The sequence below is a fragment of the Mesorhizobium sp. B2-4-7 genome, assembly GCF_006442685.1.
In the GTDB taxonomy this organism is placed as follows: Bacteria; Pseudomonadota; Alphaproteobacteria; order Rhizobiales; family Rhizobiaceae; genus Mesorhizobium.
Window position 1 is genome coordinate 215890 of the sequence record NZ_VFVH01000001.1, and the last position, 22538, is coordinate 238427.

Genomic DNA, 22538 nt, shown 5'->3' on the forward strand with positions numbered 1-22538 from the left:
CGCTCACGAAGATGGCGCGGCACGGTTCGGAACCTCGAACACCGTCAGCTCGCGGTCCTCCGTCGGGTGGCGCAACCTAAAGACGTCGACACCGAAGATCTCGCGGATCAGCTGCTGAGTGAGTGCTTCGCGTGGCGGCGCCAGCACATGCAACCGGCCATGGCTCATCACCGCGACCCTGGTGGCGAAAGGCGTCACCAGCGCCAGATCGTGCAGCACCGCGATCACGGTCATGCCGAGGCCTGCAACCAGTTCGAGCAACTCGCTGCGCGCCCGCGGGTCGAGATGGTTGGTCGGCTCGTCGAGGAACAGGATCTTCGGCTCCTGTGCGATGGCGCGGGCAAGCTGGGCGCGCTGGCGCTCGCCGCCCGACAGCGAGCCGATGGTGCGGCCAAGCAGCGGCAACAGCCCGGTCCGACGCAGCGCCTCGACGACAATGTCGCGTTCCTCGCTCCTGTGCCTGCGGCCGGTATGCGGAACCCGGCCGAGCTCGACATAATCGATCACCGCCAGCCGTGGATCCGGTTGATCGGTCTGGCCGACGACGGCGATGTGCAGCGCCCGCTCGGCGGTCGAAATCCTGTCCAGCAGGCGCCCGGTGAGCTTCACTTCGCCCGAACTCGGCCGCAGCATGCCCGACAGCATGCGCAGCAATGTCGTCTTGCCGGCGCCGTTGGGACCGATGATGGCGAGACGGTCGCCCGCCGCCACCGAAAGGCTGACCGGATGCACCAGATGCAGGCCATCCGCCGCCGCGGCCAGGTCGCGGGCCTCGAGAAGCGGCGCGGTCATGGGCAATTCCTTGCAGGGCCTGCCGGAATACGGGCCAGCGTCTTGCTTGCCAATCCTGCCGGACGCTGGCCTGAATTCACCTCGGTGGCGATATCGCGGCAAAGCGTGCACACGATGATGCGATGCATGGGAATGCAGTGAATGCGATCGATGGAGCCGTCCAACTTCCGTCACTTTCAAAAATGGCGACGGAAGGAAGCTGGCTTGAACCGGTCGACAAGACCGAACCCCGCGTCTCCTCCCGGCACACCCCGTCCGGTCAACCCATGCAGATGGCAGGTCTCCTGGCTCGCGGGTCGTTGCGCCATCCTGCCTTCCCAGCCTTGCCGGCCAGTGGCTTCTCGGATTTTGCTCGCCGCTTACAGTTGCGGGGGCAGCCATGGCTTCGACCCGAAAATCGGGCCTCACCATGTTCCCTTTTCACCCCTCGCCTTGCGGCGCGGGGACCATCACGAGTCGCAGCCTAGGATGCAGGCAGCGTCGAGGCAAGGTCGATGCATGTTCTGTTATAACGATACAAACGTGTGGTCAATCACTATCGCGCGCCACCAGTTCCAGCGGCCAGACCTCGCGAATGATCTCTGGCCCTTTCGCGCCGGCGAAAGCCGGGAGCGAGGCGAGCAGGATTTCGCCGAGCCGCCGCCCCATCGGGTCAAGGCTCGGACGAAAGCCGGTCAGCGCCGGCGAGAAATAACGGCAGAGCGGCGTGTCGACGATGACGATCACCGCGACATCCTGCCCGGGCTTGATCCCCATTTCGGCGAGCGCTTTGCAGCCGCCGAGCGCCATCGAGTCGTTGTTGAAGATAATCGCGGTCGGCGGATCCTTCGACCGCATGACTTGCGGTGTCACCGCGTAGCCACCGGCTTCGTTGATAAAACCGTCCACAATCAGGCCGGGATCGACTTCGATGCGGTGCCGCCGCAGCGCCTTGCAATAACCCTCCAGAAACAGATAACCGAAATTCAGGTCAAGCGACGGCCGGATGGCGGCGATGCGGCGGTGGCCACGCGCAACCAGCCGGTCGACCGCATCGGCGCCCGCCTTCTCGAAATCCAGATCCAGAGAGGGATAGCTGTCGTCGCCGGACCGGCTTCGGCCGAGCGTCGCGAAGGGAAAGCCGGCCTTGCTCAGATAGTCGATGCGATCGTCCTCGCGCCGCGTCCAGGCCAGTACGACGGCATCGGCACGACGCGTCTCGACGACGCGGCGCAGCCGCTCCTGTTGATAATCCGCCGGCGCGCCCATGACGATGATCAGGTCCAGCCCGCACTCGGCCAATGTCGCTTGCAGTCCGGTGAGGAACGGAATGAAGAACGGCTCGCCATACTGCTGGTCGCCCGGATGCGGCTGCAGCATGAAAGCCACGGCATGGGTGGTGCCGCGGCGTAGGTTCCTGCCCGAGTGGTTCGGTGAATAATTGAGCTTCCGGGCCGCCTCGAGCACGCGCTGGCGTGTCTCGGCGTTCACGTCGGCGCGCCCGTTAAGCGCGCGCGAGACCGTACCGATCGAAATGTTCAGGTGCCGCGCAAGATCGTGAATGCTGGACGCCAAGACCTCCCCCTCCTGCTTCTGGCTAGCACCAGCCGGTCGTGCGGCCAAGGCGTTTCAGAGCCGACGGTACAAATCCGATTGACAATATATGCCATCGGGTGTGTCATCGTAAACGTTTACGGAAGTCATTTACGGACTGCCGTGGGTGCCAGCCAGGAGGGGTTGGCCGGAGGAGCGCTGGATGATGCACGTCGTCCTGGTCGGGTGCGGAGCCATGAGCAAAACCTGGCTCGAGGCCATCAGCCAATCCCCTGCCGTCAAGATCGTCGGTCTCGTCGACCTCGACGCCGACAGGGCGCGCCAGCGGGCACGCGAATACGACCTCGCCGGGGTCGCGATCGGGACCGATCTCGACGTCGTTCTCTCCCAGACCAGACCCGATGCGGTGTTCGACGTGGTCGTGCCTGCCGCCCGTCGCGCCGTGGCGAATTCGGCCTTTGCCCATGGCTGTCATCTGTTGACGGAAAAGCCGCTGGCCGACAGCCCGGACAATGCGCGCGCCATCATCGACGATGCGCGGCGCGCCCGGCGCGTCCATGCCGTGGTGCAGAACCGCCGCTACGTCGCCAACGTCCGGCGCATCCGGCGCTTCCTCGGCTCCGGCGCCATCGGCGCTGCGACCAGCATCCATGCCGATTTTTTCATTGCGCCGCATTTCGGCGGTTTCCGCGAAGGCATGCGCCATGTGCTGCTGCTCGACATGGCGATCCATACATTCGACGCCGCCCGCTACATGGTCGATGGCGAGCCGACCGAAGTGTATTGCCGGGAATGGGAGCCGGCCAATTCCTGGTACCGGCAGGGATCGTCCGCAAGCGCCACCTTCGAGCTCGGCCAGGGCAAGATGTTCACCTATCGCGGCAGTTGGTGCGCCGACGGTTTCCGCACCAGTTGGGAAGGCAGTTGGCGCATCGTCGGCGAACGCGGCAGCCTGACCTGGGATGGTCATGACGAGTTGAAGGCCGAAGCCGTGTTGCCGGAACGCGAAGGCCTGCTCGACAAGGTCGTGCCGGTAGCGGTGCCGCCGCTCGACCCTGCCGACCGCATCGGCGGGCATCTCGGCGTCATGGAAGATTTCGTCCGCGCCGTGGAAACCGGCACCGAGCCGGAGACGCGCGGCGCCGACAATATCAAGAGCCTGGCCATGGTTTTCGCGGCGATCGAAAGCGCCGAGACCGGGCGCCGGATCGAAATCCCCAGGCAGGAAGGATGACCATGGCGGACCCGCTTCTCGACATCAGGATCGGCACCATGGTGCGGGCCAATCTCGAAGATCCGGCCGCCTATGTCAGGCAGATCCTGCCGCTCGGTTTCGAGAGCGTCCAGCCCTTCTTCTGGCAGACGCTGGGCGGCAAGGACCTAGGGCGGCTCGCCGGCGAGATCCGCGACGCCATCGGCGATGCCGATGTCAGCGTCAGCTCGATCGGCGTGTTCGGCAATCCACTCGAGAGCGGCGACACCGACCGCGGCGTGCTCAAGGCCTGGGAAACGGTGATCGACAGCGCGCATCTGTTCGGCACCAATCTGGTCAGCGGTTTTACCGGCCGCATCCGCGGCAAGCAGCTGACCGACAGCCTGCCGCGCTACCGCGAAGTCTGGGGCGAATTGGCCAAACGCGCGGCCGACAAGGGCGTGCGCATCGCCTTCGAGAATTGCGCCATGGATGGCAACTGGGCCGCCGGCGACTGGAACATCGCCCATAATCCGGACGCCTGGGAGCTGATGTTCAACGAATTGCCGGATGAGAATCTGGGTCTGGAATGGGAGCCCTGCCATCAGTTGGTCTATCTGATCGACCCGATCCCGCAGATCCGCAAATGGGCGCCGCGCATCTTCCATATCCACGGCAAGGACGCGACGGTGCGCTGGGATGTCATACGCGAGCACGGCGTCTTCGGCCGCCTGCCCTTCGTGCAGATGCGCACGCCCGGCTTCGGCGACAGCGACTGGACGCGGGTGATCAGCGAATTGCGGCTGGCCGGATACAAGGGCGCCATCGACATTGAAGGTTGGCACGACCCGGTCTATCGCGACGATCTTGAAATGACAGGCCAGGTCCGCGCGCTGGAATACCTCCAGCAATGCAGGGGAGGCCTGAGCTACCTGCCGAACCCGACGTGAGGATTGGCCGGCGGGAGGAGCCGGACGGGATTGCCGAAGCAGATGTCGAAACCCTCGCTCGCGAGGACAAAAGGGAGGAACGTGCATGAGCATCGCCAAGAGAACGACACTTCTGCGCACGACCGTGGTGGCGACCGCCACGGCGCTCGCCGCCGCCATCTCCACCTTGCCGGCACAGGCGCTCGACGCGCAATGGTGCAAGGACGTCCACATCCGTTTCTTCGTCGGCGGCGCCGAGGGCGACGCTTTCGGCACCATTGTCTACAATGGCGCCAAGCAGGCTGCGGCCGATCTCGGACCGAAAGTGGATTACATCTTCTCAGGCTGGGACATCGAAAAAATGGTCCAGCAGCTGCGCGAGGCGGTCGCCGTCAAGCCCAACGGTATTGCCATGATGGGCCACCCCGGCGACGCCGCCATCATGCCGCTGGCCGAACAAGCGCATAAGGACGGCATCAAGATGATGTACCAGAACGTGCCGGTGCCGACGGTGGTGACGGCCTTCGGCGGCGGCTATGTCGGCGCGCAGCAGGAACAGCAGGGCCGCGCGCTCGGCGCGGAAGCCTTCAAGCTGGCCAAGCTCAAGGCCGGTGACAAGGCAATCATGATCGGCCCGTTCGAGAATGAGAGCCGCGGCGCCCGCGAGCGAGGAACCGTCTCCGCCTTGAAAGAGGCCGGCATCGATGTCGTTCAAATCAATTCCGCAACCGAATGGGCGGCCGATCCGAATCTGGCGATCCCGGTGATCACCGCCGCCTTGCTCAACAACCCCGGCGTAAAGGCCGTCGGCTACCCCGGCGGACAGATGCTCGGCAACGTCCAGACCTATATGACGGCGGCGGGCCGGAAGCCGGGCGACATCTTCAATTTCGGCTTCGACACCAGCCCGCAGATCGTCGAGGCCTTCAAGGGCGGCTGGGTGCAGCTGACCGCCGATCAGCAGCCGTTCATGCAGGGCTATCTGCCGATCCTCAGCCTCTGCCAGCAAGTGGTGCTGGGGCTGGCACCGATGAATGTCGATACCGGCGCCGGCTTCGTCACGCCTGAGAATTACAAGATCGTCGCCGAACTGGCCAAGCAGGCACTGCGCTGACCTCCCAAGCCGCCGGCCGGGGGCTCAGGCCCGGCCGGCGGGACCGCCGGCGAGGCCCGGCATGCGACAAGCAAGCGAGGACCCGATGGCCGAACGCATCATCGAACTGCGCGACATCACGAAATCCTACGGCCAGGTTTACGCGCTTGGCGGGGTCAATCTCAGCGTCGACCGCGGCGAGGTGGTCGGACTGATCGGCGACAATGGCGCCGGCAAGTCGACGCTGATCAAGATCCTCGCCGGCGCGGTCAAGCCGACCAACGGCGAGATCCTCGTTCGCGGCAAGCCGGTCACCGGCTGGAACGCGGCGCGCTCGCGCGACGCCGGCATCGAGACCGTGTTCCAGGACCGGGCGCTGGCCGTGCAGCAGACCATCGTGCGCAATATCTTCATGGGACGCGAACTCACCGGCTTCCTCGGCTGGCTGAAAGTCGGCACCGAAATCAGGGAGGCGAGCCGGCTTATGCGCGAGATCGGCTTCACTTCGAAAGTGTTCACGCCGCAGTCCGTCGTCGGCCAGCTTTCCGGCGGCGAGCGCCAGGGCGTGGCGATCGCGCGCGCCATCTACAAGCAGGCCGACCTGATCATCCTCGACGAGCCGACAACGGCTCTGTCGCTGACCGAAACCGCCAAGGTCTTCCACTTCGTGCGCCAGGTGCGGGCGAGCGGGCGCTCGATCCTGTTCATCGGCCACAACATCCACCATGTCTTCGACATCGCCGACCGTTTCGTCGTGCTCGATCGTGGCACTGTGGCGCTGCAGGCCGACAAGCGCGACATCAAGTCGGCCGACACGCTCGTCAATTTCATGGAAGACCTCGCGCATCCCGGCGGACTGCCCGGCTTGGGCGAAGCCCAGCGCGCGGAGGACACAAGGCCATGAGCAACATCGCCGAGCCCAATCGCCAGGCTCCCTCGCCCCATACCGAAATGGGCGAAGCGGCGTGGAAGCACCCGTCGGATCATTTGCTGCGCGGCTTCGTTCTCGACAATCGCGCGGCGCTGGGCACGCTCGGCGTTTTCGTGGTGATGATGGTCGCCTTCACCATCGCCAATCCGACGGTGTTCACCACCTGGTTCCTCTACAGCTCGGTGCTGACCACGCTGCCGGTGGCGCTGTTCGTGGTCGTGCCGCTGGTCTTTGTCGTTACCGCCGGCGAAATCGACCTGTCGTTTCCGGCGACGATGGGTTTTGCCTCCTGGGTTTTCGCGCTGGTCGTTCAGGCCGGCTACGATCCCTTCCTCGGCATCGTCGCAGCACTCGCCACCGGCATGCTGCTCGGCTTCCTGGTCGGCGTGCTGGTCGTCTATGGCAGCCTGTCGTCGCTGATCGCCACGCTCGGCATGAACTTCCTGCTGCGCGGGCTGATCCAGATCATCAACGAAGGCAAGTCGACCGCGCTGCCGACGCTCGGGCAAAGCTGGACCTATACGATCTTCTCCAGCCAGGTTTACGGGATTCCGGTACAGATCCTGTGGGCGCTCGCCTTCGTCGTGTTCGCCGCGCTGCTCTACAACCGCCACCGCTTCGGCGCGCAGGTGAAGGTGGTCGGCGACAATCCCGACAGCGCCCAGCAGATGGGCATCGACGTCAAGCGGGTGAAGGTCAAGGTGTTCGTCTTCGTCGGCATCGGGGCCGCGATCGGCGGCACCTTCTCGACGATGATCAACTTCACCTGGTGGCCAACCGCCGGCGACGGCTATCTGTTGCCGGTGCTGGCTTCGGTGTTCGTCGGCGGCACGCCGACCTGGGGCGGCATCGGTACCGTGTTTGGCGGCGCTATCGGCGCGCTGACGGTGGCGTTCATCCAGACCGGCGTCGTCGCTGCCGGCCTCAGCGGCTTCTATGTGCAGTTCTTCAACGGGCTGATCATCATCCTGTCGCTGCTTGGCCACCGCTGGAACCAGGCGCGCTACCGCTGAAACGCTACCCAAGGCCGGCCGTTCGGCGCGACCGTCCGAGCTCAATCCGGTAGCTACAACGGCGGCCGCGCGGACGAGAACGCAGGGCCGGGGTCGTCGATTTACGTCACGCGCAATATCGATCAAACTGATGAAATGCGACGCTTTGGTGCACCCAGTGCACTTTCGCTTGATTTAGTGCACCCTCTGCATTAAATTTGGCGCGATGGAACAGCCACATGCCCACTTTGAAGGTTCTCGACGGCATCAAGATTCAGGTCTTTGCGGATGACCATAACCCGCCTCACTTTCACGCGTTGAAGGGTGAGTATGAAGTCCTGATCAGGATTGGCTCATGGAACGTGTTGCGTGGCCAAATGCGTCGCAAAGACCTCGATGCCGTAATCGCTTGGGCTAACTCGCATGAAGAGGAGTTGCGCAATGAATGGACCCGCCTCAATGGTTGACGACATCGTAACAGTCGGCAATCCGCTCCCCAGGATCGCCTCGGTCACCATGATTGATGGCCGCCGCGTGCGCATCACCTGGCGAGACGGCCGCTCCAATACGGTTGACCTGAATCCAGTATTGAATAGCCATCGACACTTCATTCCGCTTCGCGACAATGACGAGCTGTTTGGAACCATGCGGGTTAACGAAGACGGCAATGCAATCGAGTGGGACGGGGGAGTCGAGTTGACAGCCGAATGGATCGATACCCTGCCCTCAATTGGTATGGAGAACCGGGAATTCCGCCATATCATGGACGATCTGCTGAAATTCTCGCTTGAGGGGATGGCGCTCCAGTTGGAAATCTCCAGGCGCCAAATTGCCAACTATAGAGGATCGACACCTATCCCCAATTCAATCGCGTTGGCTACTCGATATCTCGCCGAGAAGGCCGGTCAACGATGACCCGTCTGGAGGCGGATAGGCTCGCTGACTGTTCCAAGCATGCGGCTGCTGGTCGCCGGCGCATCGTGGCTTTGGGTTGACGGTCGGTCTGTTACATCGAAGCGTCTGGTTTGGACTCATCGTAACGAGGCACCATGCCTACCCCATTGGCAGCGCGGGCCAGCGGTCCACGAGCCTGTCGCCCGAAAAAACCGCGATCGATCCGAACTGCTGCAGCACCGCCTCGCTTTGCGTCGGACGCAGGAAGGCGTAGTCGCCTGACCTGGTGGTGGCATCGCCGGGCAGGCCCATGAATTGCTGGTTCGAGGAAAGGCCAAGCAGGCCATTGGTCTCCATGCCTTCGGGAAACACCGGTTCGGCCATCCATTTGCCGCCATAGAGATAGCAACCCTTGCGCGGAAACCGGCCGACCGTCTGCAGCAGGCGGGTGACCGCCGGCGGGCCTGGCAGCATCGGCTCGACCACCTTGAGGATAGGCGTGGCGATGAAGGCCGCGGACTGGAAGCCGTCGAGGCCGGGCGTGTCGAAATCCCCGGGCAGCACGAAGGCCGACCCGATCGACACTTCGTTGGCCATGCCGCCATGGTGAAGCAGTGCCGTCTTCGAGCCGCCGATGTTCAGTGTTCGGCGCTGGTCCTCGCCGAGAGCCGCGATGAACGCCGCAGCCCGCTGCGACGCCTCTGCCAGCGCCTTTTTGGGACCGCCGAACAGACCGGGAATGTGCGGCGCGTGCGCCTCGTAGGCCATGACGCCTTCGCAGCGCAGCCGGGCGGGCAGCGCGTTCAATGCCTTCGACAGCGCGCGCGGTTCCGGGAACCCGCCCCGATGCAGCCCGACATCGATCTCGAAAGCGATGCGCAACCCGATGTCCAGTTCGGCGGCCAGAGCGCCGTATTCCGCCAGTCTCTCCTCGCTGTCGATCAGCCAGCAGATACGCGACCAGTCGGCGGTACTGCTTGAAATCGCCTGCCTTGCCGCGCCGACCGGCATCGGCTTGCCGTAGAGCATGTCGGCATCGGGAAAAGCGTCGAGCACGGCCCTTGTGATCGGCGGCTGAAACGTCATGAAGCGATGGGTGCCGAGCGCCCCGGCGATGTGCGAAAGCAGCGGCAGGCAAGCAAGCGACTTGTCGACCAGCCGCACGGCAAGGCCGGGCGCCAGTCTCTGCTTCACCAGGTCGATGTTGCGGTCCAGCCGGTCGCGGTCGAGCACGAGACAAGGCTGAAAGACGCCGGCCGCCCTCAACGCATCCGACAGCGCGGTGAAATAGCCGCTCATTGGCCGATGCCGAACAGGCCGGCCATGTAGGGCGAGACGAAACGGTTCTCGGGATCGATGTCTCCCCGAACGGCCATGGCATCATCCCAGCGCGGATAGAGCTTTTTGAGATCCGCCGCCTTTAGGCTGTGCATCTTGCCCCAATGCGGCCGGCCGCCATGCCTGCGGAAGATCGGCTCGGCCGCCCGCATGAAGGGCTCAGGGTCGTTGGCGGCATCGTGGTGAATGGCGATCGAGCAGGTCAGACGCTTGTAGAAGGGCGAAAGCCAGAACATGTCGGGTGCCACCGAGCGCACCTCCATCGGAAAATAAACTTCCGGAAAGTGCTTCTCGGTCAGCTCGATGATCTGCGTGATCACCTTCGGCCCCTCCTCGAAGGGCAGATGATACTCCATCTCGTTGAACTTGGTCTGCCGGTCGCTGGCATAGACGTTGAGCCAGTCCTGCACATAATCCTCGGCCGGCACTTTCTTCACGGCGCCGCGGATCAAGGAGCGGCGCAGCCATGGCAGCCGGCGCAGCGCCCTGCTCAGCTTGCGTAGCGTCGCCAGGCCGGCCTCGTCGTCGTCGGTCGGCCTGGTGGTCGGGTTCGCGTCGCTGAGGTCGCTGGCGATGAACTGCGCGTAGCCGGAAAACGGGATGTAGTAGAATTCGGCCGACCGGTGCGCGGCCATCATCGTCTCGAAATCGCGCAGCATGTCGGCGATCGGCAGCACCCACTTGCGGCGGCGCAGCCGGTAGGTCGCGATGTTGTTCAGCGTGACTTCGCTCAAGATGCCGAAGGCGCCGAGAGCGACCCCCATCGCATGGATCATATCCTGGTCGCGGGTCCGATCGAATTCGCGCAACTCGCCCCGCCCGTCCACGATCTGCACCGTCTCCAACTGGGTGTGATAAGCGCCCAGCGTCAGCCCGGAACCATGGGTGGCGGTGCCCAGCGCGCCGCCGATCGCCTGGCGGTCGATGTCGCCCATATTTGGCAGGCCCTGGCCGATGCCGTGCAGCATGTGCATTAGCGGGCCGAGCCGGGTCCCTGCCCGCACCCGCGCGCGATGGCTTTGTATGTCGTGCGAGACCAGCCCCTCGATCTTCTCCAGGGAAACGATCGAGCCTTGCGATGCCACCAGCGCCGTGAAGGAGTGGCCAGCACCCGCCACCCGCAGCGGCCCAGGTGCCGTGCGCACCAGATCGGCAAGCTCGCCGGCGTCGGTTGGAGTGGCGATCAGCTTCGGCTCGGCGCGCACGAAGCCCGACCAGTTGCTCCAGTTCCGCGCGGTGATCGTCGACATCCAGCCGTCCCGTCAGACGCGCCGACGGCGCATAGTGGCCACGAACAGGCCAAGCAGGGCCACGCTGGCAAACGCGCTTGCCGCGGCGAATTCCGGCACGGGCCGGAAATCCTTGCCATTGATGAGCAGCGACGCCGCGACCGGCCCGATCGCCAGGCCGAAGAGCTGTGCAGCCGGCACCAGCAGCACGGCGGTACGCGTCTCGTCCGCCGTGATCGCCAGCCGGATCTGATAGGGTACGATGAACAACAGGATGAAGCCCATGACCAAGGCGGCGATCCAGAATGTCGTCAGGCCAGGTGCGCTGGCAAGAACAAGGGAGGAGACCAGCGCGACGGCACCGATGGCCGTAATGGCAATGCGGTAATCGATGCGCGCCTCGAACACGGTCGCCGTCATCGCGCCCAGGACCTGCGTCGCCAGGCTGGCCGAGACGATCAGACCGACGGTCCAGCTATCAATCCCATATTGCGCACCGAGCGGTTCCAGGAAGGCCCAGATCGCGCCGAAGAACATGAAGTAGCAGAAGACCGACAATAGCGCGGTGATCGACGGAACCGTCAGCACATTGGCCAGGTTCTCCTCTTTCGGCAGGTCGGCGTAGTCACCGGGTACGGTGAAAGCGGCCGCCAGCGAAACGACGCAGACGACGGCAAGCACGATGAAGCCGCCGGACGACCCCGCCTTGGGAATGACATAGAGTGCCAAAAGCAGAGCGAGCGCACATTGCGCCAGGGTCTGCAGCGTCACGAAATAGCCGCCGATGCGCTCCGCCCGGCGCGAACGGGCGATCAGTTCGGTGGCGATCGCGACCAGACCACCTTCAGCCAGCCCGGCGATGGCGCGGGCGGCGATCAACGCATTGGCGCTTGCGGCATGGGCGGTCCATACATTCGCCAGGGCCAGCAGGATCAAAAGGACGGCGCTTTTCCAGCGCATGTTGCGCGCGGAAAGCAGCATCGCCACCACGGCTGAACCGATGGCGATCGCGATCATCTCCGCCGTGGCGACCAGCGCCAGTTCATCGCCGCTGACATGGCCCTCGGTGTAGAGCGCGCCAAGCAGCACGGGCTGAAGCCCGAGGATCAGCAGCCCGACCGAGCCGATCCATAATGCGGAGCCGAGCTCGACGCCGGTCGGGTTGCCGACCAGCCAATCGCCATTTTCCGCTTGTACGGCTTGCGTCGCAGTCACGAGGCGCCTCCCAACGTCCTTGCAGTGCGATAAAAAAGCTGACAACTTGTCAGCATTACGAAACTGATACTTGATCATGTTTCTTGTCAACCGGGAATTTTGAAGCTCTCGCGAGAGATTGGGCGCATGGCGGAAGCAAGGCGGATGGCGACGGCGCCGAGGCGCAGGCCCAAGCAGGAGCGGAGCCGCGAACGCATCGACGCGATCCTTTCGACGACCATGCGGCTGATCGGCGAAAAAGGCATCGACGCGGTGACGATGAAGGAAGTGGGCGCACTGGCGGGCGGACCGATCGCCACCGTCTACCATTATTTCCCCAACAAATCGGCGATCCTGGCGATGCTCTATGAGCGCTTCTCGGAGGAAAGCCGCGCACGCTTCGGCGAGATCATCGCCGAAATAAGTGGGCTTGAGGACGTGACGGCTGCCGCGGACCGCATGATCGAGGACTATTACCGGCGCGTGGCCGACGACCGGGCCATCCAGGATCTGCAGAACGCGATACAGGCCGACAAGGCGCTGCAGAACCTCGACATTGCTGAGACAAGGCACCAGGCCAAGATGTTCTGCGACCACGTCGCTCCGATGCTGCGGCCCGACCGGCGCGAAGACTTCGCGCGCGTGGTGTTCCTGATCTTCCAGCTTGCCGGCGGCGTCGTGCGGCTAGCGCTGACGCAGGACGAGAAGGAAGGCCGCCGCACGATCGACGACTACAGGTCCATCATCCATACGCAGCTGAGATTGTTTCTGTAGTTTTCGGCGGCGGCTTTCGCGCCCCTCTCTCCCGTGACATCGACACGTCTTGCGTATCGAAGTATCGGGCGGCAGGATCTCTGACCGATAGCGGCAGAGCACCCCTCCGCGCCTTGTTTTGCCGTCGATTGCGGGAGGAACCGGCGCATTTCGCATGAAAGGCCAGCGGCAACTGGCACGTTCTGCGAGCGGGCTTTCGCGGAAAACAAAATTTCGCGCCGCTGCCCGCTCGCGCGCGCCTTGACTCTCGCCAGCCAGCAGCCTATTTCACCGCCACGTTAGCACTCGCCCTGGGTGAGTGCTAACCACAGGTCCGGTACCGCCGGGCTTTGTAGATTGTCCGGCTTCGCCGGACGGAGGAACTGTTTCTCACCGTTCTCATCGAGGAAGAAAACATGGCAAAGTCGAAGTTCCGCCCGCTTCATGACCGCGTGGTTGTACGCCGGGTCGAATCCGAATCCAAGACCGCCGGCGGGATCATCATCCCCGACACGGCGAAGGAAAAGCCGCAGGAAGGCGAGATCATCGCCGTCGGCTCCGGCGCCCGCGACGAAGCTGGCAAGCTCGTGCCCCTGGACGTCAAGGCTGGCGACCGCATCCTGTTCGGCAAGTGGTCGGGCACCGAAGTCAAGCTCAATGGCGAAGACCTTCTGATCATGAAGGAATCCGACATCATGGGCATCATCGGCTGAATATCGGCCTTTCCATCAACTGAATCTTGAATCTTCGGGCTCGATCCGAGCCCCTGCCAGGAGTTGAACATGGCTGCCAAAGACGTAAAATTCTCCCGCGACGCCCGTGAGCGCATGCTGCGCGGCGTCAACATCCTCGCCGACGCGGTGAAGGTCACGCTCGGCCCCAAGGGCCGCAACGTCGTCATCGACAAGTCGTTCGGCGCACCGCGCATCACCAAGGACGGCGTCACTGTCGCCAAGGAAATCGAACTTGAGGACAAGTTCGAGAACATGGGCGCGCAGATGGTCCGCGAAGTCGCTTCGAAGACCAACGACATCGCCGGCGACGGCACCACGACCGCGACCGTTCTGGCGCAGTCGATCGTCCAGGAAGGCCACAAGGCGGTTGCCGCCGGCATGAACCCGATGGACCTGAAGCGCGGCATCGACCTGGCCGTGACCGAAGTGGTCGCAGCTCTCGGCAAGGCCGCCAAGAAGATCAAGACCTCCGAGGAAGTCGCCCAGGTCGGCACCATCTCGGCCAATGGCGACGAGTCGGTCGGCAAGATGATCGCGGAAGCGATGCAGAAGGTCGGCAACGAAGGCGTCATCACCGTCGAGGAAGCCAAGACCGCCGAGACCGAGCTGGAAGTCGTCGAAGGCATGCAGTTCGACCGCGGCTATCTCTCGCCCTACTTCGTCACCAACCCCGATAAGATGGTTGCCGATCTCGAGGACGCCTACATCCTGCTGCACGAGAAGAAGCTCTCCAACCTGCAGGCCATGCTGCCGGTCCTGGAAGCGGTCGTGCAGACCTCCAAGCCGCTGCTCATCATCTCGGAAGACGTCGAAGGCGAGGCCCTGGCCACGCTGGTCGTCAACAAGCTGCGCGGTGGCCTGAAGATCGCCGCCGTCAAGGCTCCGGGCTTCGGTGATCGCCGCAAGGCCATGCTGGAAGACATCGCCATCCTCACCGGTGGCCAGGTCATCTCCGAAGACCTCGGCATCAAGCTCGAGAATGTCGGCCTCAACATGCTCGGCCGCGCCAAGAAGGTGTCGATCTCGAAGGAGAACACCACCATCGTCGACGGCGCCGGCAAGAAGGCCGAGATCCAGGGCCGCGTTGCCCAGATCAAGCAGCAGATCGAGGAGACCACCTCGGACTACGACAAGGAGAAGCTGCAGGAGCGTCTGGCCAAGCTCGCCGGCGGTGTTGCCGTTATCCGCGTCGGCGGTGCGACCGAAGTGGAAGTGAAGGAAAAGAAGGACCGCGTCGATGACGCCCTCAACGCGACCCGCGCGGCCGTAGAAGAAGGCATCGTTGCCGGCGGTGGCGTGGCCCTGCTGCGCGCTTCGGGCAACCTCAAGGCCACCGGCGTCAACTCCGACCAGGCCGCCGGCATCAACATCGTTCGCCGCGCACTGCAGGCCCCGGCCCGTCAGATCGCTGCCAACGCCGGTGCGGAAGCATCGATCGTTGCTGGCAAGATCCTCGAGAACAAGGGCGCGACCTTCGGCTACAACGCCCAGACCGGCGAATATGGCGACATGATCGCCATGGGTATCGTCGATCCGGTCAAGGTCGTGCGTACGGCTCTCCAGGACGCGGCCTCGGTCGCCGGCCTGCTGGTCACCACCGAAGCCATGATCGCGGAGGCTCCGAAGAAGGAGTCGGCTGGCGGCGGCATGCCTGGCGGCATGGGCGGCGGCGGCATGGGCGGTATGGGCGGCATGGACTTCTAATCCAGCCATCTGCTTTATGCATGTGGAAAGGGCGGCAGCGATGCCGCCCTTTTCTTTGCACATTCATGCCTTGCTTCAGCGTAGTCGGTTGGAATCAGCGTCAGACAGCAGTGCTCTCCGCTTGCCGCGTCGCCTTGCCGGCGAGGACTGCCTGCTCGATCAGGGTAGTCACCTCATCGGCCACGACGTTGATCGATGAGCGATCGCGGGTGGCTCGGGCAATCACCATCAGGCCTTCCAGCGAGGACTCGACCAACAGCGCCAGCGCCCGTGCGCGGCGCTCGACCACCCCTGCCCTGACAAACGCCTGGCGCAGCAGGCCGATCCACTGCTCGAAAGCGGAGCGGCAGATTTCCTCCAAGTCCGGCACGTCGTTCGGCGCATCGAGCACGACCGGCGCGATCGGGCAGCCGAGCGAGAATTCGTTGTCCTCCAGCATGCGAGCGACCGACTGGTAAATGTGGTGAACGGCGACCGCCGGATCGCTTTCCGCCGCCAGCTCGGCACCAAGCCTCTCAGTCACCTCGGCCACGCTGGCGCGCGTCACTTCGACGACCAGTTGATCCTTGCCACCGGGAAAGTGGAAATAGAGCGAGCCGCGCGGGGCGCCGCTGGCGCTCAGTATGTCATTGAGCGAAGTGCCGTGATAGCCGCGCCGCCTGAGCAGCAATCCGGTCGTTTCGAGTATGCGGGCTCTCGTATCGTTCGCCATGTCAACCTCTGTCAGGAGAGATCCTTATAAGCCTTGCCAGAAATATGACAACTGGTCTACATAATATGTAGATCAGTCTATATAATCGAGAGCCGAAATGCGCAGCTATGGTCTTGAGGGTTTGGGCGGAACCGAATGTCTGGTGATGCGGGAAGAGGTGCGACCGGAGCCAAGGCCCCAGGAGATCGTGGTGCGGGTGCGCGCCACCTCGCTCAACCGACGCGATACGATGATCCTCAATGGCACCTACCCCCTGACACCGCGCCGCGGGATCGTTCCGCTCAGCGACGGCGCCGGCGAGGTCGTCGCCATCGGCGATGATGTCACACGCTTTGCCGTCGGCGACCGTGTCACCGGCAGCTATTTCGCCCGCTGGATCGATGGCCGCATCAATGCCGGACTGATCGACCAGCTCGGCTGCACGCTGGATGGCATGCTCGGCGAGTACGCCGTGCTTGACGAGCAATGGGCGGTGCGAGTTCCCGAGCATCTCGACTGGCGCGAGGCGGCAACGCTGAGCTGCGCCGGCCTGACAGCCTGGAACGCACTGACCGGGGCGGAGATTCCCAAGCCCGGCCAATGGGTTCTAGTCATAGGCTCGGGCGGCGTCTCGCTGTTCGCGTTGCAGTTCGCCAAGCTGCTCGGCTGCCGCGTCGTCGCCGTCACCTCTCGCGCCGAGAAGGTCGGCAAGCTGCGGGCGATGGGGGCCGACCTCGTCGTCTCCTCGACCGACATGCCGGAATGGGGGGCGATGGTGCGTGGCGAAACCGGCGGTATCGACCTTACCGTCGAAACCGGCGGCCCGCCGACCTTCGCGCAGTCGCTGATCGCCAGCGCGCTTTATGGGCGCATCGTGCTGCTCACCATTCAGGATGCGAAGGGCGCAACGGTGCAGATCCCCGGCGCCGTCTATCAGCGCAGCCTCGTCACAATCGGCCGTCTGTTCGTCGGCAGCCGCGCAAACCTCGAAACGATGCTCAACGCCGTCTCGGCGCACCGGTTGAGACCGGTCATCGACAAGGTCTTCCCCTTCGCCGAGGCCCGCGACGCCTACCGCTATTTCCAGCAGGGCGACGTCTTCGGGAAGGTCGTCATCGACGGAGCCTGATCTTTCATATCGATCGAACCAGAAGGGAGAACAGCAATGACAATTCGTGAAGCTTCGGCCGAGTGGCAAGGCACGCTGAGGGAAGGTTCAGGCCGGCTGCGGCTCGGCAGCGGTGTGTTCGAAGGCGCCTATTCCTTTCCGTCGCGTTTCGAGAACGGCCCCGGCACCAACCCGGAAGAACTGATCGCGGCCGCGCATGCCGGCTGTTTCTCGATGGCGCTGACCTTCATCCTTGGCCAGGGAGGTCATGTTCCCCGGGACATCCGCACCATCGCCAGGGTGCACCTCGGAGCGACCGAGGCCGGGCCGACCATCACCCGCATCGACCTTGAAACGGCGGTGGAGGTCACGGGGCTCGCCGAAGACCAGTTCGAGCGCCTTGCCCAGTCCGCCAAGGCGAGCTGTCTCGTTTCGCGCGCGCTGGCCGGCGTGGCCCAGATCAACCTCAAGGCGACCCTCGTGGGTACCGCCGCGCAACAATGAATCAGGAGAAGTACGAGATGAGCAGCATCATGGACGGTCATCCAGAGTCGCGGCGGACAGCCGAGATCATGCGGCGCTTCAACGATGTGTTCCAGTTGCACGATCCGTCGGCGCTTGCCGAGTTGGTGGGCGAGGACTGCGTGATTGAAAACACCGTGCCGGCACCGGACGGTGCGCGCCATGCCGGCAAGGCGGCCTGCGTCGGGCTATGGACGGCGATCGCGACCCAGCCCGGCACGCGCTTCGACATCGAGGAGACCTTCGTCGCCGGCGAGCGGGCGACGATCCGCTGGCGCTACTGGATGGCGGACGGCAATTCGCTGCGCGGCGTCAATCTGATGCGCGTCGAGGGCGGGCGTATCGTCGAGGCGATGGGCTACGTCAAGGGATAGGCCGGCTTCACCATATGAGTTACTCCTAATACACATCGGTTTGTGCTAGGAATAGAGTCCGACCGCCATTCGACGATCGAGAAAGACCATAGGGAGGACTAATGTCATGAACATCAGAACCGCCTGCTTTGGAGCACTCGCGTTGACCGTTCTCAGCGGCACGGCACTTGCCGGAGCGCTCGACTCGCCCAAGATGATGGAACCGTTCTTCACCGATGCGAGCATGAAGACGATGAAATCCGACGCCGAGATGAAAGCCGCCTGGGCAAAAATGTCCAAGGACGACCAAGCCATGATGATGAAGGAATGTCAGGATGCGGCGATGAGCAAGCCGTATGCCCCGTTCTGCGAAAAATTGAAGGCGCTCGGCGGCGCGAACAAATGATTGCCGGCTAGTCCGGAGTTGAAGAACAAAAGAAGGCGGGCCAAGGCTCGCCTTCTCATTGTTCGGCATCGATTTCGTGCCAAGGCGAGGCGAACGAATTCTACCTGTCCGCCAGCGCAAGCTTGGCGCCGAGCATGACGAAAGCGCCGGCGAACGTGCGGCGCATCCAGGTCAGCACCCTCGGCCGCGACGCGACATGGCTGCGGATCGAGGCGGCGAAGATGCCATAGCCGACGAAGATGACGAAGGTCAAAAGCATGAAGACGCTGCTCAGTTCCAGCATCTTCGACAGCGCGTGCGGCTCGGTCGTGCTGACGAACTGCGGCAGGAAGGCAAAGAAGAAGATCGACAGCTTCGGGTTGAGCACATTGACGAGGATGCCTCTCGCAATCACCTTGCCGGTGGAGCGCGGCGCGACATTGTCCTCGACGTTCAGACCACCCCTCTCCTTCAGCGTGTTCCAGGCCATGTAAAGGAGGTAGGCGACGCCCAGATATTTCAGCGTCTCGAAGGCGACCGCGCTGGTGTGCAGGAGCGCGGCGAGGCCGGTGATGGCGGCAGCCATATGCGGGATGATGCCGAGCGTGCAGCCGAAAGCGGCGACGATTGAGGCGCGGGCGCCGCGGGAAAGCCCGGCGCTCAGCGTGTAGAGGACGCCGGTGCCGGGCGAAGCCACCACGATCAGCGACGTCAACAAGAATTCGATGCTCACGATTTGGTCCTCCGCTGTGCTGCCCGGCGGGCAGCGTAGCAGCGAAATCCCCGCGCACAAGCCGCGGCGCCGTCAGATCAGAGGACAGGCAGCCCGTGCGCCCGACGCGCCATCAGGCAATCCTCGTCGCCGGGCATGCAGGCGCGGCAGACATCCGGGCGCAGCTCGTAGATGCCGCAAGCGGTTGCCTTGCCCACTTCGCCACAGAGGGCCGAACAGCGCGGGCCCTCGCAACGCATACCCGACAGATCGGTCGCGACATACTTGTCCGGGATACGGTCGAGGTGCGCGTCGTCCTCGGTGGAAAAGCGCGGCCACTCGGCCGAGTAGGAGCAACAGGCGCCGCAGCTCTGGCAATCAAATGCCGGGACGGTGCCTCGTTGCGACGATGAAAGGCTGGCTGCGGCCACCGGGTTGAACAGCCCCTGCGCAGCAGGATTGCGGTCGGCGTCTTGCGGCAAGGCGCTATTTCTTCTTGCCTGCCTTGCGCGACGGCGCCTCGGCCGGCGACTTGAATAGATCGGTCGCGGCCTCGGCAGCTGCATCGGCCTTCGGCGCGGCAGCCGGCTTGACTGGCTTTGCAGCGGCGGCGGGCGCCGGCGGTTGGTCCTTGGCGGAGAATTTTATGGCCATCTCAGTCCTCGTCGGCGAAGCGCGATGGTGCGCGCGGACTGCGCAAACGGCCGATCAGGGCCGAAACCGCCGTTATGTTCATTTCCTCAGGCGACCAGTTCCTCGCCTCCGCGATGTGATGCGGCGCCAGTTCGCGATGCGTGCTGCCGCTGTAGGCGGCGTCCTGATGGGTCACCGGCTCGCGGGTCTTGGCGTCTTGGCGGACATATTCGATCAAATAGTTCGGGCACTCGGCGCGGCCCCGCACGCCGACGCGCACCTGTGCATCGCCATGGACGCGCTTGCAGCGTTCGAGTTTTTCCAGCACACGCCGGACATATTCGACTGGCTTGTCCAATGTTTCGACCATATCGGCGATGGTCGCATCAGCGGCGATTGGTGTCGCCGGCACACGCTTCGTCGCCATCAGCGTCTTCCGGCCCGTTTCGGCAACGCCGCCTGTGCGGCCGCCGCAGCCATTTCATCTGCCTCTTTTTCCAGGCGCAGTTCGCGCAAACGCGCGGTCTTGGCTTCACGCGCCTGGGTAAGGGCATCGCGTTCGGAAATGATGCGGTTGAGCGACATCGACTGGGTTTGCGTCTTGCTGAACAAGGGCACTGCCTGATCAGCAGCTGTTTTCGAATTGGCGGTCAAAATCTTTCTCCTGTCAGGAGTCTCGTGCCGATAGGGCAAGACCGGTCTTCAGTCAGGACCCACGCACAAAAGCATTGGGGCGGCGGATTCAACTTGCTGGAGCGTCCCTTAGCACGTTCAGGCCGACGCGCAGCGCATTTTCGGCGGCGAGACCCACAAAGTGAAAAAGGCCAGGCACCGCCTGACCTTCCATGAGAGCGTCGCGCATCCAGTGGACGCACAGGACGCTCCGGCACGCAGCGTGCGAAAACTCAGGTTTCCGCCGCCATGCGCCCGAATTCGCCATTCACCAGTGCCAGTACATCCGTGGTCACCGGGAAGGCTGAATCCTTTTTCAGGCCGCCTTCAACTGGTCGGCCGACATCTTGCCGGACTTGTTGTCGCGGACCATCTCGTAGCCGAGCTTCTGGCCCTCGACGATGTCACGCATGCCGGCGCGCTCTACGGCCGAGATGTGGACGAAAACGTCGGCAGAGCCGTCGTCAGGCTGAATAAAACCAAAACCTTTGGTGGCGTTGAACCATTTAACTGTGCCGGTGCTCATGACGAACCCTTTCCATGGCAAATACTCGTTCGCCGTCATGCGGATGCACAACGTCGTTTGTCTCGATTTTTGATGTGGGAAGTTCGTCAAAGGCGCGCTGCAAAGCGCGGATAACAAAAGTCAGTCAACAAATATCGACAAAGGTCTTGTAAGCTATTTAAACGGCCATGTCAATTCTTGGCTCACCCGCCGCGACGGTTCACGCCAATCGGGCACTGAACAAAGCGGCCCTAAAAAAATCTGGACGCGCCGGGAGCCATTTCGGTCGAAGCACGTTTCATGGTTGTCGTCAGCAATTCACGAGAGCAATCGAAGGAAAAGCGAACGGCAAAGACGCCCCCCGCACGATAAAAGGTGCGAGGGGCGTTTTCTTTCGGCCCCTACATCGCGGCGGTCATCATCGGCGGCATCTCGTAGCGGAGGCCGAGGCCCGAGCGCACTGCCAGGTCGACGTCAGTCAGCGTCCGGGACGAAAAGGCCGCCGCGGGCTTTCATGTCTGGAACGGTTTGCTGAAGGCGTTGGTGAATGTGACCCCGCCGTGATCGTCGCTGGCTTCGCCCAGCACGACATCCATGCCATCATTGGTGACCCGCGCCAGTGCGAACCCGCCCATATAGGCCGCCTTTGGCTTGAAGAGATCAAGGCCGTCGCGCTGATAGATCATCGGCACCTCGTGCTGATGGCCATGGAAGATGGCAATCACGTTGTAGCCTTTCAGGGCCGCAAGCAGTGCCTGACGGTCCGCATCGCTCCACCAATGCGGCGGCCCCTTGCCGTCGTCGTCGAACGCCTTTTTGGCGGGATCCCATCGCCCAGTCGAAAAATTATCCCAGCCATAATGCTGAAACAGGATGACCGGGCGGCCGTCCGCCGCATAGGTCGCCAGATCCTGCTTCAGCCAGGGCAGGCTGCTGTCCGCGCCATGGCCGGTGTCGCCAGCGAAACGGTGGGTCTGGACGAGATGCAGCCCGCCCCAGTCCCACGCATAGCAGTCGGTCTCGACATCGTAGTCGGTGGCTGGAACCGGTGGCTTGAAGAACACGCCGGCACGGTGATTGACTTCGACATAGTCGCGCATTTCGCGCCGGTACCAGTCAACGTGATGCCGCGGGCCGTTTTGGTCGAGGTCATGATTGCCGAGCCCGACATAGACTGGAACATGCACGCGGTCAGGCCCCATGCCTTGCTGGTAACGCTGGCTGAATTGCAGCAATTGCGTGCCTTCACTCGGCTGGGTGATCTGACCACCGCCATCGTCGGTCATGTCGCCGCCGATGACGAGGCCGAGCGGCGTGCCGATTCGGCTGCCGGCGGAGCGTAGGCCCGTCGGGACGCCGCCGATCTCGACGGGCCATGTCTTGTCGCCAATGCCGTTCAGAGCCGCCACATTGCGCAGCAAGGCAGCGTCGGTCTTGCCTTCCTGCTGGCAATTGGGACTCAAGCCGCTGGCCATGCGGCAGGCATGGACATCGGCGATGAACAGGAAGGTGGCGTCGACAGGCTGAATGCGCTGCCCGGTCTGGCCGAGCGCCGGGCGTGGAAGCGCAAGGGCCGTGGCAAGACCGGCGGCCCGCGCCAGAAAACGGCGTCGTGATACCGATTTTGGTGAGAAGCGCTTCATCATGGG

27 protein-coding genes and 1 riboswitch are annotated in these 22538 nt (G+C 63.5%); of the genes, 14 read left to right on the forward strand and 13 right to left on the reverse strand.

From position 1 onward, the window contains the following. Positions 1-3: 3 nt before the first annotated feature. Entirely contained in the window at positions 4-792 is a 789-nt protein-coding gene (locus FJ946_RS01055; protein WP_140557112.1) for an ABC transporter ATP-binding protein, read from the reverse strand. A gap of 256 nt (positions 793-1048) precedes the next feature. Then, positions 1049-1258: riboswitch (cobalamin riboswitch) on the reverse strand. A gap of 62 nt (positions 1259-1320) precedes the next feature. Next, positions 1321-2346, reverse strand: coding sequence for a LacI family DNA-binding transcriptional regulator (locus FJ946_RS01060; RefSeq protein WP_140565116.1), 1026 nt, complete (start codon positions 2344-2346; stop codon positions 1321-1323). A gap of 181 nt (positions 2347-2527) precedes the next feature. On the opposite strand from FJ946_RS01060, the gene FJ946_RS01065 reads away from it, so the two are divergent. The 7 genes from FJ946_RS01065 (at position 2528) to FJ946_RS01095 (ending at position 8377) form a co-directional block, all read left to right on the forward strand. After that, complete coding sequence (locus tag FJ946_RS01065; protein WP_140565114.1) at positions 2528-3559, forward strand: Gfo/Idh/MocA family oxidoreductase; 1032 nt, start codon at positions 2528-2530, stop codon at positions 3557-3559. A 2-nt stretch (positions 3560-3561) separates the two neighbouring features. Beyond that, positions 3562-4467: a sugar phosphate isomerase/epimerase gene (locus FJ946_RS01070; RefSeq protein ID WP_210240086.1), complete on the forward strand. Its 906-nt coding sequence runs from the start codon at positions 3562-3564 to the stop codon at positions 4465-4467. Positions 4468-4552: 85 nt separating this feature from the next. Continuing rightward, positions 4553-5560, forward strand: a complete 1008-nt coding sequence (locus FJ946_RS01075; protein ID WP_140565111.1) for a substrate-binding domain-containing protein — start codon at positions 4553-4555, stop codon at positions 5558-5560. 85 nt (positions 5561-5645) lie between these two features. Continuing rightward, on the forward strand, positions 5646-6443 hold the full coding sequence (locus tag FJ946_RS01080; RefSeq protein WP_140560600.1) for an ATP-binding cassette domain-containing protein: 798 nt from the start codon (positions 5646-5648) through the stop codon (positions 6441-6443). Continuing rightward, positions 6440-7483, forward strand: coding sequence for an ABC transporter permease (locus FJ946_RS01085; RefSeq protein WP_140565109.1), 1044 nt, complete (start codon positions 6440-6442; stop codon positions 7481-7483). The genes FJ946_RS01080 and FJ946_RS01085 overlap by 4 nt, the downstream gene beginning before the upstream one ends. A gap of 218 nt (positions 7484-7701) precedes the next feature. After that, positions 7702-7929 (forward strand): DUF4160 domain-containing protein, encoded by a 228-nt coding sequence (locus FJ946_RS01090; protein ID WP_140494264.1) that lies wholly within the window; start codon positions 7702-7704, stop codon positions 7927-7929. After that, positions 7922-8377, forward strand: coding sequence for a DUF2442 domain-containing protein (locus FJ946_RS01095; protein ID WP_181167562.1), 456 nt, complete (start codon positions 7922-7924; stop codon positions 8375-8377). Before FJ946_RS01090 ends, FJ946_RS01095 begins: the two co-directional genes overlap by 8 nt. Positions 8378-8515: 138 nt before the next feature. On the opposite strand, the gene FJ946_RS01100 is transcribed toward FJ946_RS01095, so the two are convergent. From FJ946_RS01100 to FJ946_RS01110, 3 genes are read right to left on the reverse strand one after another with little or no spacing between them, the layout of a single operon-like run. Then, entirely contained in the window at positions 8516-9655 is a 1140-nt protein-coding gene (locus FJ946_RS01100; RefSeq protein ID WP_140565107.1) for an alanine racemase, read from the reverse strand. Next, positions 9652-10944 carry a D-arabinono-1,4-lactone oxidase gene (locus tag FJ946_RS01105; RefSeq protein ID WP_140565106.1) on the reverse strand — a complete coding sequence of 431 codons (1293 nt, stop codon included), beginning with the start codon at positions 10942-10944 and terminating at the stop codon, positions 9652-9654. The genes FJ946_RS01100 and FJ946_RS01105 overlap by 4 nt, the downstream gene beginning before the upstream one ends. A gap of 12 nt (positions 10945-10956) precedes the next feature. Then, a complete protein-coding gene (locus FJ946_RS01110; RefSeq protein ID WP_140515525.1) occupies positions 10957-12138 on the reverse strand; it encodes an MFS transporter in 1182 nt (393 codons plus the stop codon). Between the two features lie 126 nt (positions 12139-12264). Between FJ946_RS01110 and FJ946_RS01115 the strand changes: the two genes are divergently transcribed. From FJ946_RS01115 to groL, 3 genes are all read left to right on the forward strand, one after another. After that, positions 12265-12891 carry a TetR/AcrR family transcriptional regulator gene (locus tag FJ946_RS01115; RefSeq protein ID WP_181167561.1) on the forward strand — a complete coding sequence of 209 codons (627 nt, stop codon included), beginning with the start codon at positions 12265-12267 and terminating at the stop codon, positions 12889-12891. 395 nt (positions 12892-13286) lie between these two features. Then, positions 13287-13583 (forward strand): co-chaperone GroES, encoded by a 297-nt coding sequence (gene groES / locus FJ946_RS01120; RefSeq protein WP_006203049.1) that lies wholly within the window; start codon positions 13287-13289, stop codon positions 13581-13583. A gap of 69 nt (positions 13584-13652) precedes the next feature. Then, complete coding sequence (groL, locus tag FJ946_RS01125) at positions 13653-15308, forward strand: chaperonin GroEL (RefSeq protein ID WP_140494274.1); 1656 nt, start codon at positions 13653-13655, stop codon at positions 15306-15308. A 100-nt stretch (positions 15309-15408) separates the two neighbouring features. Here groL and FJ946_RS01130 read toward each other — a convergent pair whose 3' ends face one another. Further along, a complete protein-coding gene (locus FJ946_RS01130; RefSeq protein ID WP_140565104.1) occupies positions 15409-16020 on the reverse strand; it encodes a TetR/AcrR family transcriptional regulator in 612 nt (203 codons plus the stop codon). A gap of 97 nt (positions 16021-16117) precedes the next feature. On the opposite strand from FJ946_RS01130, the gene FJ946_RS01135 reads away from it, so the two are divergent. From FJ946_RS01135 to FJ946_RS01150, 4 genes are all read left to right on the forward strand, one after another. Further along, positions 16118-17128: an NAD(P)-dependent alcohol dehydrogenase gene (locus FJ946_RS01135; RefSeq protein WP_140565102.1), complete on the forward strand. Its 1011-nt coding sequence runs from the start codon at positions 16118-16120 to the stop codon at positions 17126-17128. A 36-nt stretch (positions 17129-17164) separates the two neighbouring features. Continuing rightward, positions 17165-17611 carry an OsmC family protein gene (locus FJ946_RS01140; protein WP_140494280.1) on the forward strand — a complete coding sequence of 149 codons (447 nt, stop codon included), beginning with the start codon at positions 17165-17167 and terminating at the stop codon, positions 17609-17611. Between the two features lie 17 nt (positions 17612-17628). Continuing rightward, positions 17629-18003, forward strand: coding sequence for a nuclear transport factor 2 family protein (locus tag FJ946_RS01145; protein WP_140494282.1), 375 nt, complete (start codon positions 17629-17631; stop codon positions 18001-18003). Positions 18004-18109: 106 nt separating this feature from the next. Then, the gene (locus FJ946_RS01150; RefSeq protein ID WP_140494284.1) at positions 18110-18388 is read left to right on the forward strand and encodes a hypothetical protein; all 279 of its coding nucleotides are present in this window, start codon (positions 18110-18112) and stop codon (positions 18386-18388) included. A 100-nt stretch (positions 18389-18488) separates the two neighbouring features. Here FJ946_RS01150 and FJ946_RS01155 read toward each other — a convergent pair whose 3' ends face one another. The 7 genes from FJ946_RS01155 to FJ946_RS01180 all read right to left on the reverse strand — a co-directional run bounded on the left by FJ946_RS01155 (position 18489) and on the right by FJ946_RS01180 (position 22535). Further along, positions 18489-19100, reverse strand: a complete 612-nt coding sequence (locus FJ946_RS01155; RefSeq protein WP_140494286.1) for a LysE family translocator — start codon at positions 19098-19100, stop codon at positions 18489-18491. Positions 19101-19177: 77 nt separating this feature from the next. Continuing rightward, positions 19178-19561, reverse strand: a complete 384-nt coding sequence (locus tag FJ946_RS01160) for a YkgJ family cysteine cluster protein (protein ID WP_140521623.1) — start codon at positions 19559-19561, stop codon at positions 19178-19180. A 4-nt stretch (positions 19562-19565) separates the two neighbouring features. Then, on the reverse strand, positions 19566-19733 hold the full coding sequence (locus FJ946_RS30640; RefSeq protein WP_181167560.1) for a hypothetical protein: 168 nt from the start codon (positions 19731-19733) through the stop codon (positions 19566-19568). Position 19734: 1 nt separating this feature from the next. Continuing rightward, a complete protein-coding gene (locus tag FJ946_RS01165) occupies positions 19735-20139 on the reverse strand; it encodes a hypothetical protein (RefSeq protein ID WP_140494290.1) in 405 nt (134 codons plus the stop codon). Further along, the gene (locus FJ946_RS01170; RefSeq protein ID WP_140515521.1) at positions 20139-20366 is read right to left on the reverse strand and encodes a hypothetical protein; all 228 of its coding nucleotides are present in this window, start codon (positions 20364-20366) and stop codon (positions 20139-20141) included. The genes FJ946_RS01165 and FJ946_RS01170 overlap by 1 nt, the downstream gene beginning before the upstream one ends. A gap of 334 nt (positions 20367-20700) precedes the next feature. Next, positions 20701-20910 (reverse strand): cold-shock protein, encoded by a 210-nt coding sequence (locus FJ946_RS01175; RefSeq protein WP_010915421.1) that lies wholly within the window; start codon positions 20908-20910, stop codon positions 20701-20703. A 491-nt stretch (positions 20911-21401) separates the two neighbouring features. After that, positions 21402-22535, reverse strand: coding sequence for a metallophosphoesterase (locus FJ946_RS01180; protein WP_140561880.1), 1134 nt, complete (start codon positions 22533-22535; stop codon positions 21402-21404). Between the last annotated feature and the right edge of the window lie 3 nt (positions 22536-22538).

Bases quoted from the DNA above. Each gene is read 5' to 3' on its own strand.
- FJ946_RS01095 (WP_181167562.1), top strand. From the start codon at position 7,922: ATGGTTGACGACATCGTAACAGTCGGCAATCCGCTCCCCAGGATCGCC.
- FJ946_RS01085 (WP_140565109.1), top strand. From the start codon at position 6,440: ATGAGCAACATCGCCGAGCCCAATCGCCAGGCTCCCTCGCCCCATACC.
- FJ946_RS01080 (WP_140560600.1), top strand. From the start codon at position 5,646: ATGGCCGAACGCATCATCGAACTGCGCGACATCACGAAATCCTACGGC.
- FJ946_RS01115 (WP_181167561.1), top strand. From the start codon at position 12,265: ATGGCGGAAGCAAGGCGGATGGCGACGGCGCCGAGGCGCAGGCCCAAG.
- FJ946_RS30640 (WP_181167560.1), bottom strand. From the start codon at position 19,733: ATGGCCATAAAATTCTCCGCCAAGGACCAACCGCCGGCGCCCGCCGCC.
- FJ946_RS01065 (WP_140565114.1), top strand. From the start codon at position 2,528: ATGATGCACGTCGTCCTGGTCGGGTGCGGAGCCATGAGCAAAACCTGG.
- FJ946_RS01175 (WP_010915421.1), bottom strand. From the start codon at position 20,910: ATGAGCACCGGCACAGTTAAATGGTTCAACGCCACCAAAGGTTTTGGT.
- groES (WP_006203049.1), top strand. From the start codon at position 13,287: ATGGCAAAGTCGAAGTTCCGCCCGCTTCATGACCGCGTGGTTGTACGC.
- FJ946_RS01070 (WP_210240086.1), top strand. From the start codon at position 3,562: ATGGCGGACCCGCTTCTCGACATCAGGATCGGCACCATGGTGCGGGCC.
- FJ946_RS01100 (WP_140565107.1), bottom strand. From the start codon at position 9,655: ATGAGCGGCTATTTCACCGCGCTGTCGGATGCGTTGAGGGCGGCCGGC.
- FJ946_RS01135 (WP_140565102.1), top strand. From the start codon at position 16,118: ATGCGCAGCTATGGTCTTGAGGGTTTGGGCGGAACCGAATGTCTGGTG.
- FJ946_RS01075 (WP_140565111.1), top strand. From the start codon at position 4,553: ATGAGCATCGCCAAGAGAACGACACTTCTGCGCACGACCGTGGTGGCG.
- FJ946_RS01145 (WP_140494282.1), top strand. From the start codon at position 17,629: ATGAGCAGCATCATGGACGGTCATCCAGAGTCGCGGCGGACAGCCGAG.
- FJ946_RS01105 (WP_140565106.1), bottom strand. From the start codon at position 10,944: ATGTCGACGATCACCGCGCGGAACTGGAGCAACTGGTCGGGCTTCGTG.
- FJ946_RS01130 (WP_140565104.1), bottom strand. From the start codon at position 16,020: ATGGCGAACGATACGAGAGCCCGCATACTCGAAACGACCGGATTGCTG.
- groL (WP_140494274.1), top strand. From the start codon at position 13,653: ATGGCTGCCAAAGACGTAAAATTCTCCCGCGACGCCCGTGAGCGCATG.
- FJ946_RS01090 (WP_140494264.1), top strand. From the start codon at position 7,702: ATGCCCACTTTGAAGGTTCTCGACGGCATCAAGATTCAGGTCTTTGCG.
- FJ946_RS01140 (WP_140494280.1), top strand. From the start codon at position 17,165: ATGACAATTCGTGAAGCTTCGGCCGAGTGGCAAGGCACGCTGAGGGAA.
- FJ946_RS01055 (WP_140557112.1), bottom strand. From the start codon at position 792: ATGACCGCGCCGCTTCTCGAGGCCCGCGACCTGGCCGCGGCGGCGGAT.
- FJ946_RS01150 (WP_140494284.1), top strand. From the start codon at position 18,110: ATGAACATCAGAACCGCCTGCTTTGGAGCACTCGCGTTGACCGTTCTC.
- FJ946_RS01165 (WP_140494290.1), bottom strand. From the start codon at position 20,139: ATGGCGACGAAGCGTGTGCCGGCGACACCAATCGCCGCTGATGCGACC.
- FJ946_RS01180 (WP_140561880.1), bottom strand. From the start codon at position 22,535: ATGATGAAGCGCTTCTCACCAAAATCGGTATCACGACGCCGTTTTCTG.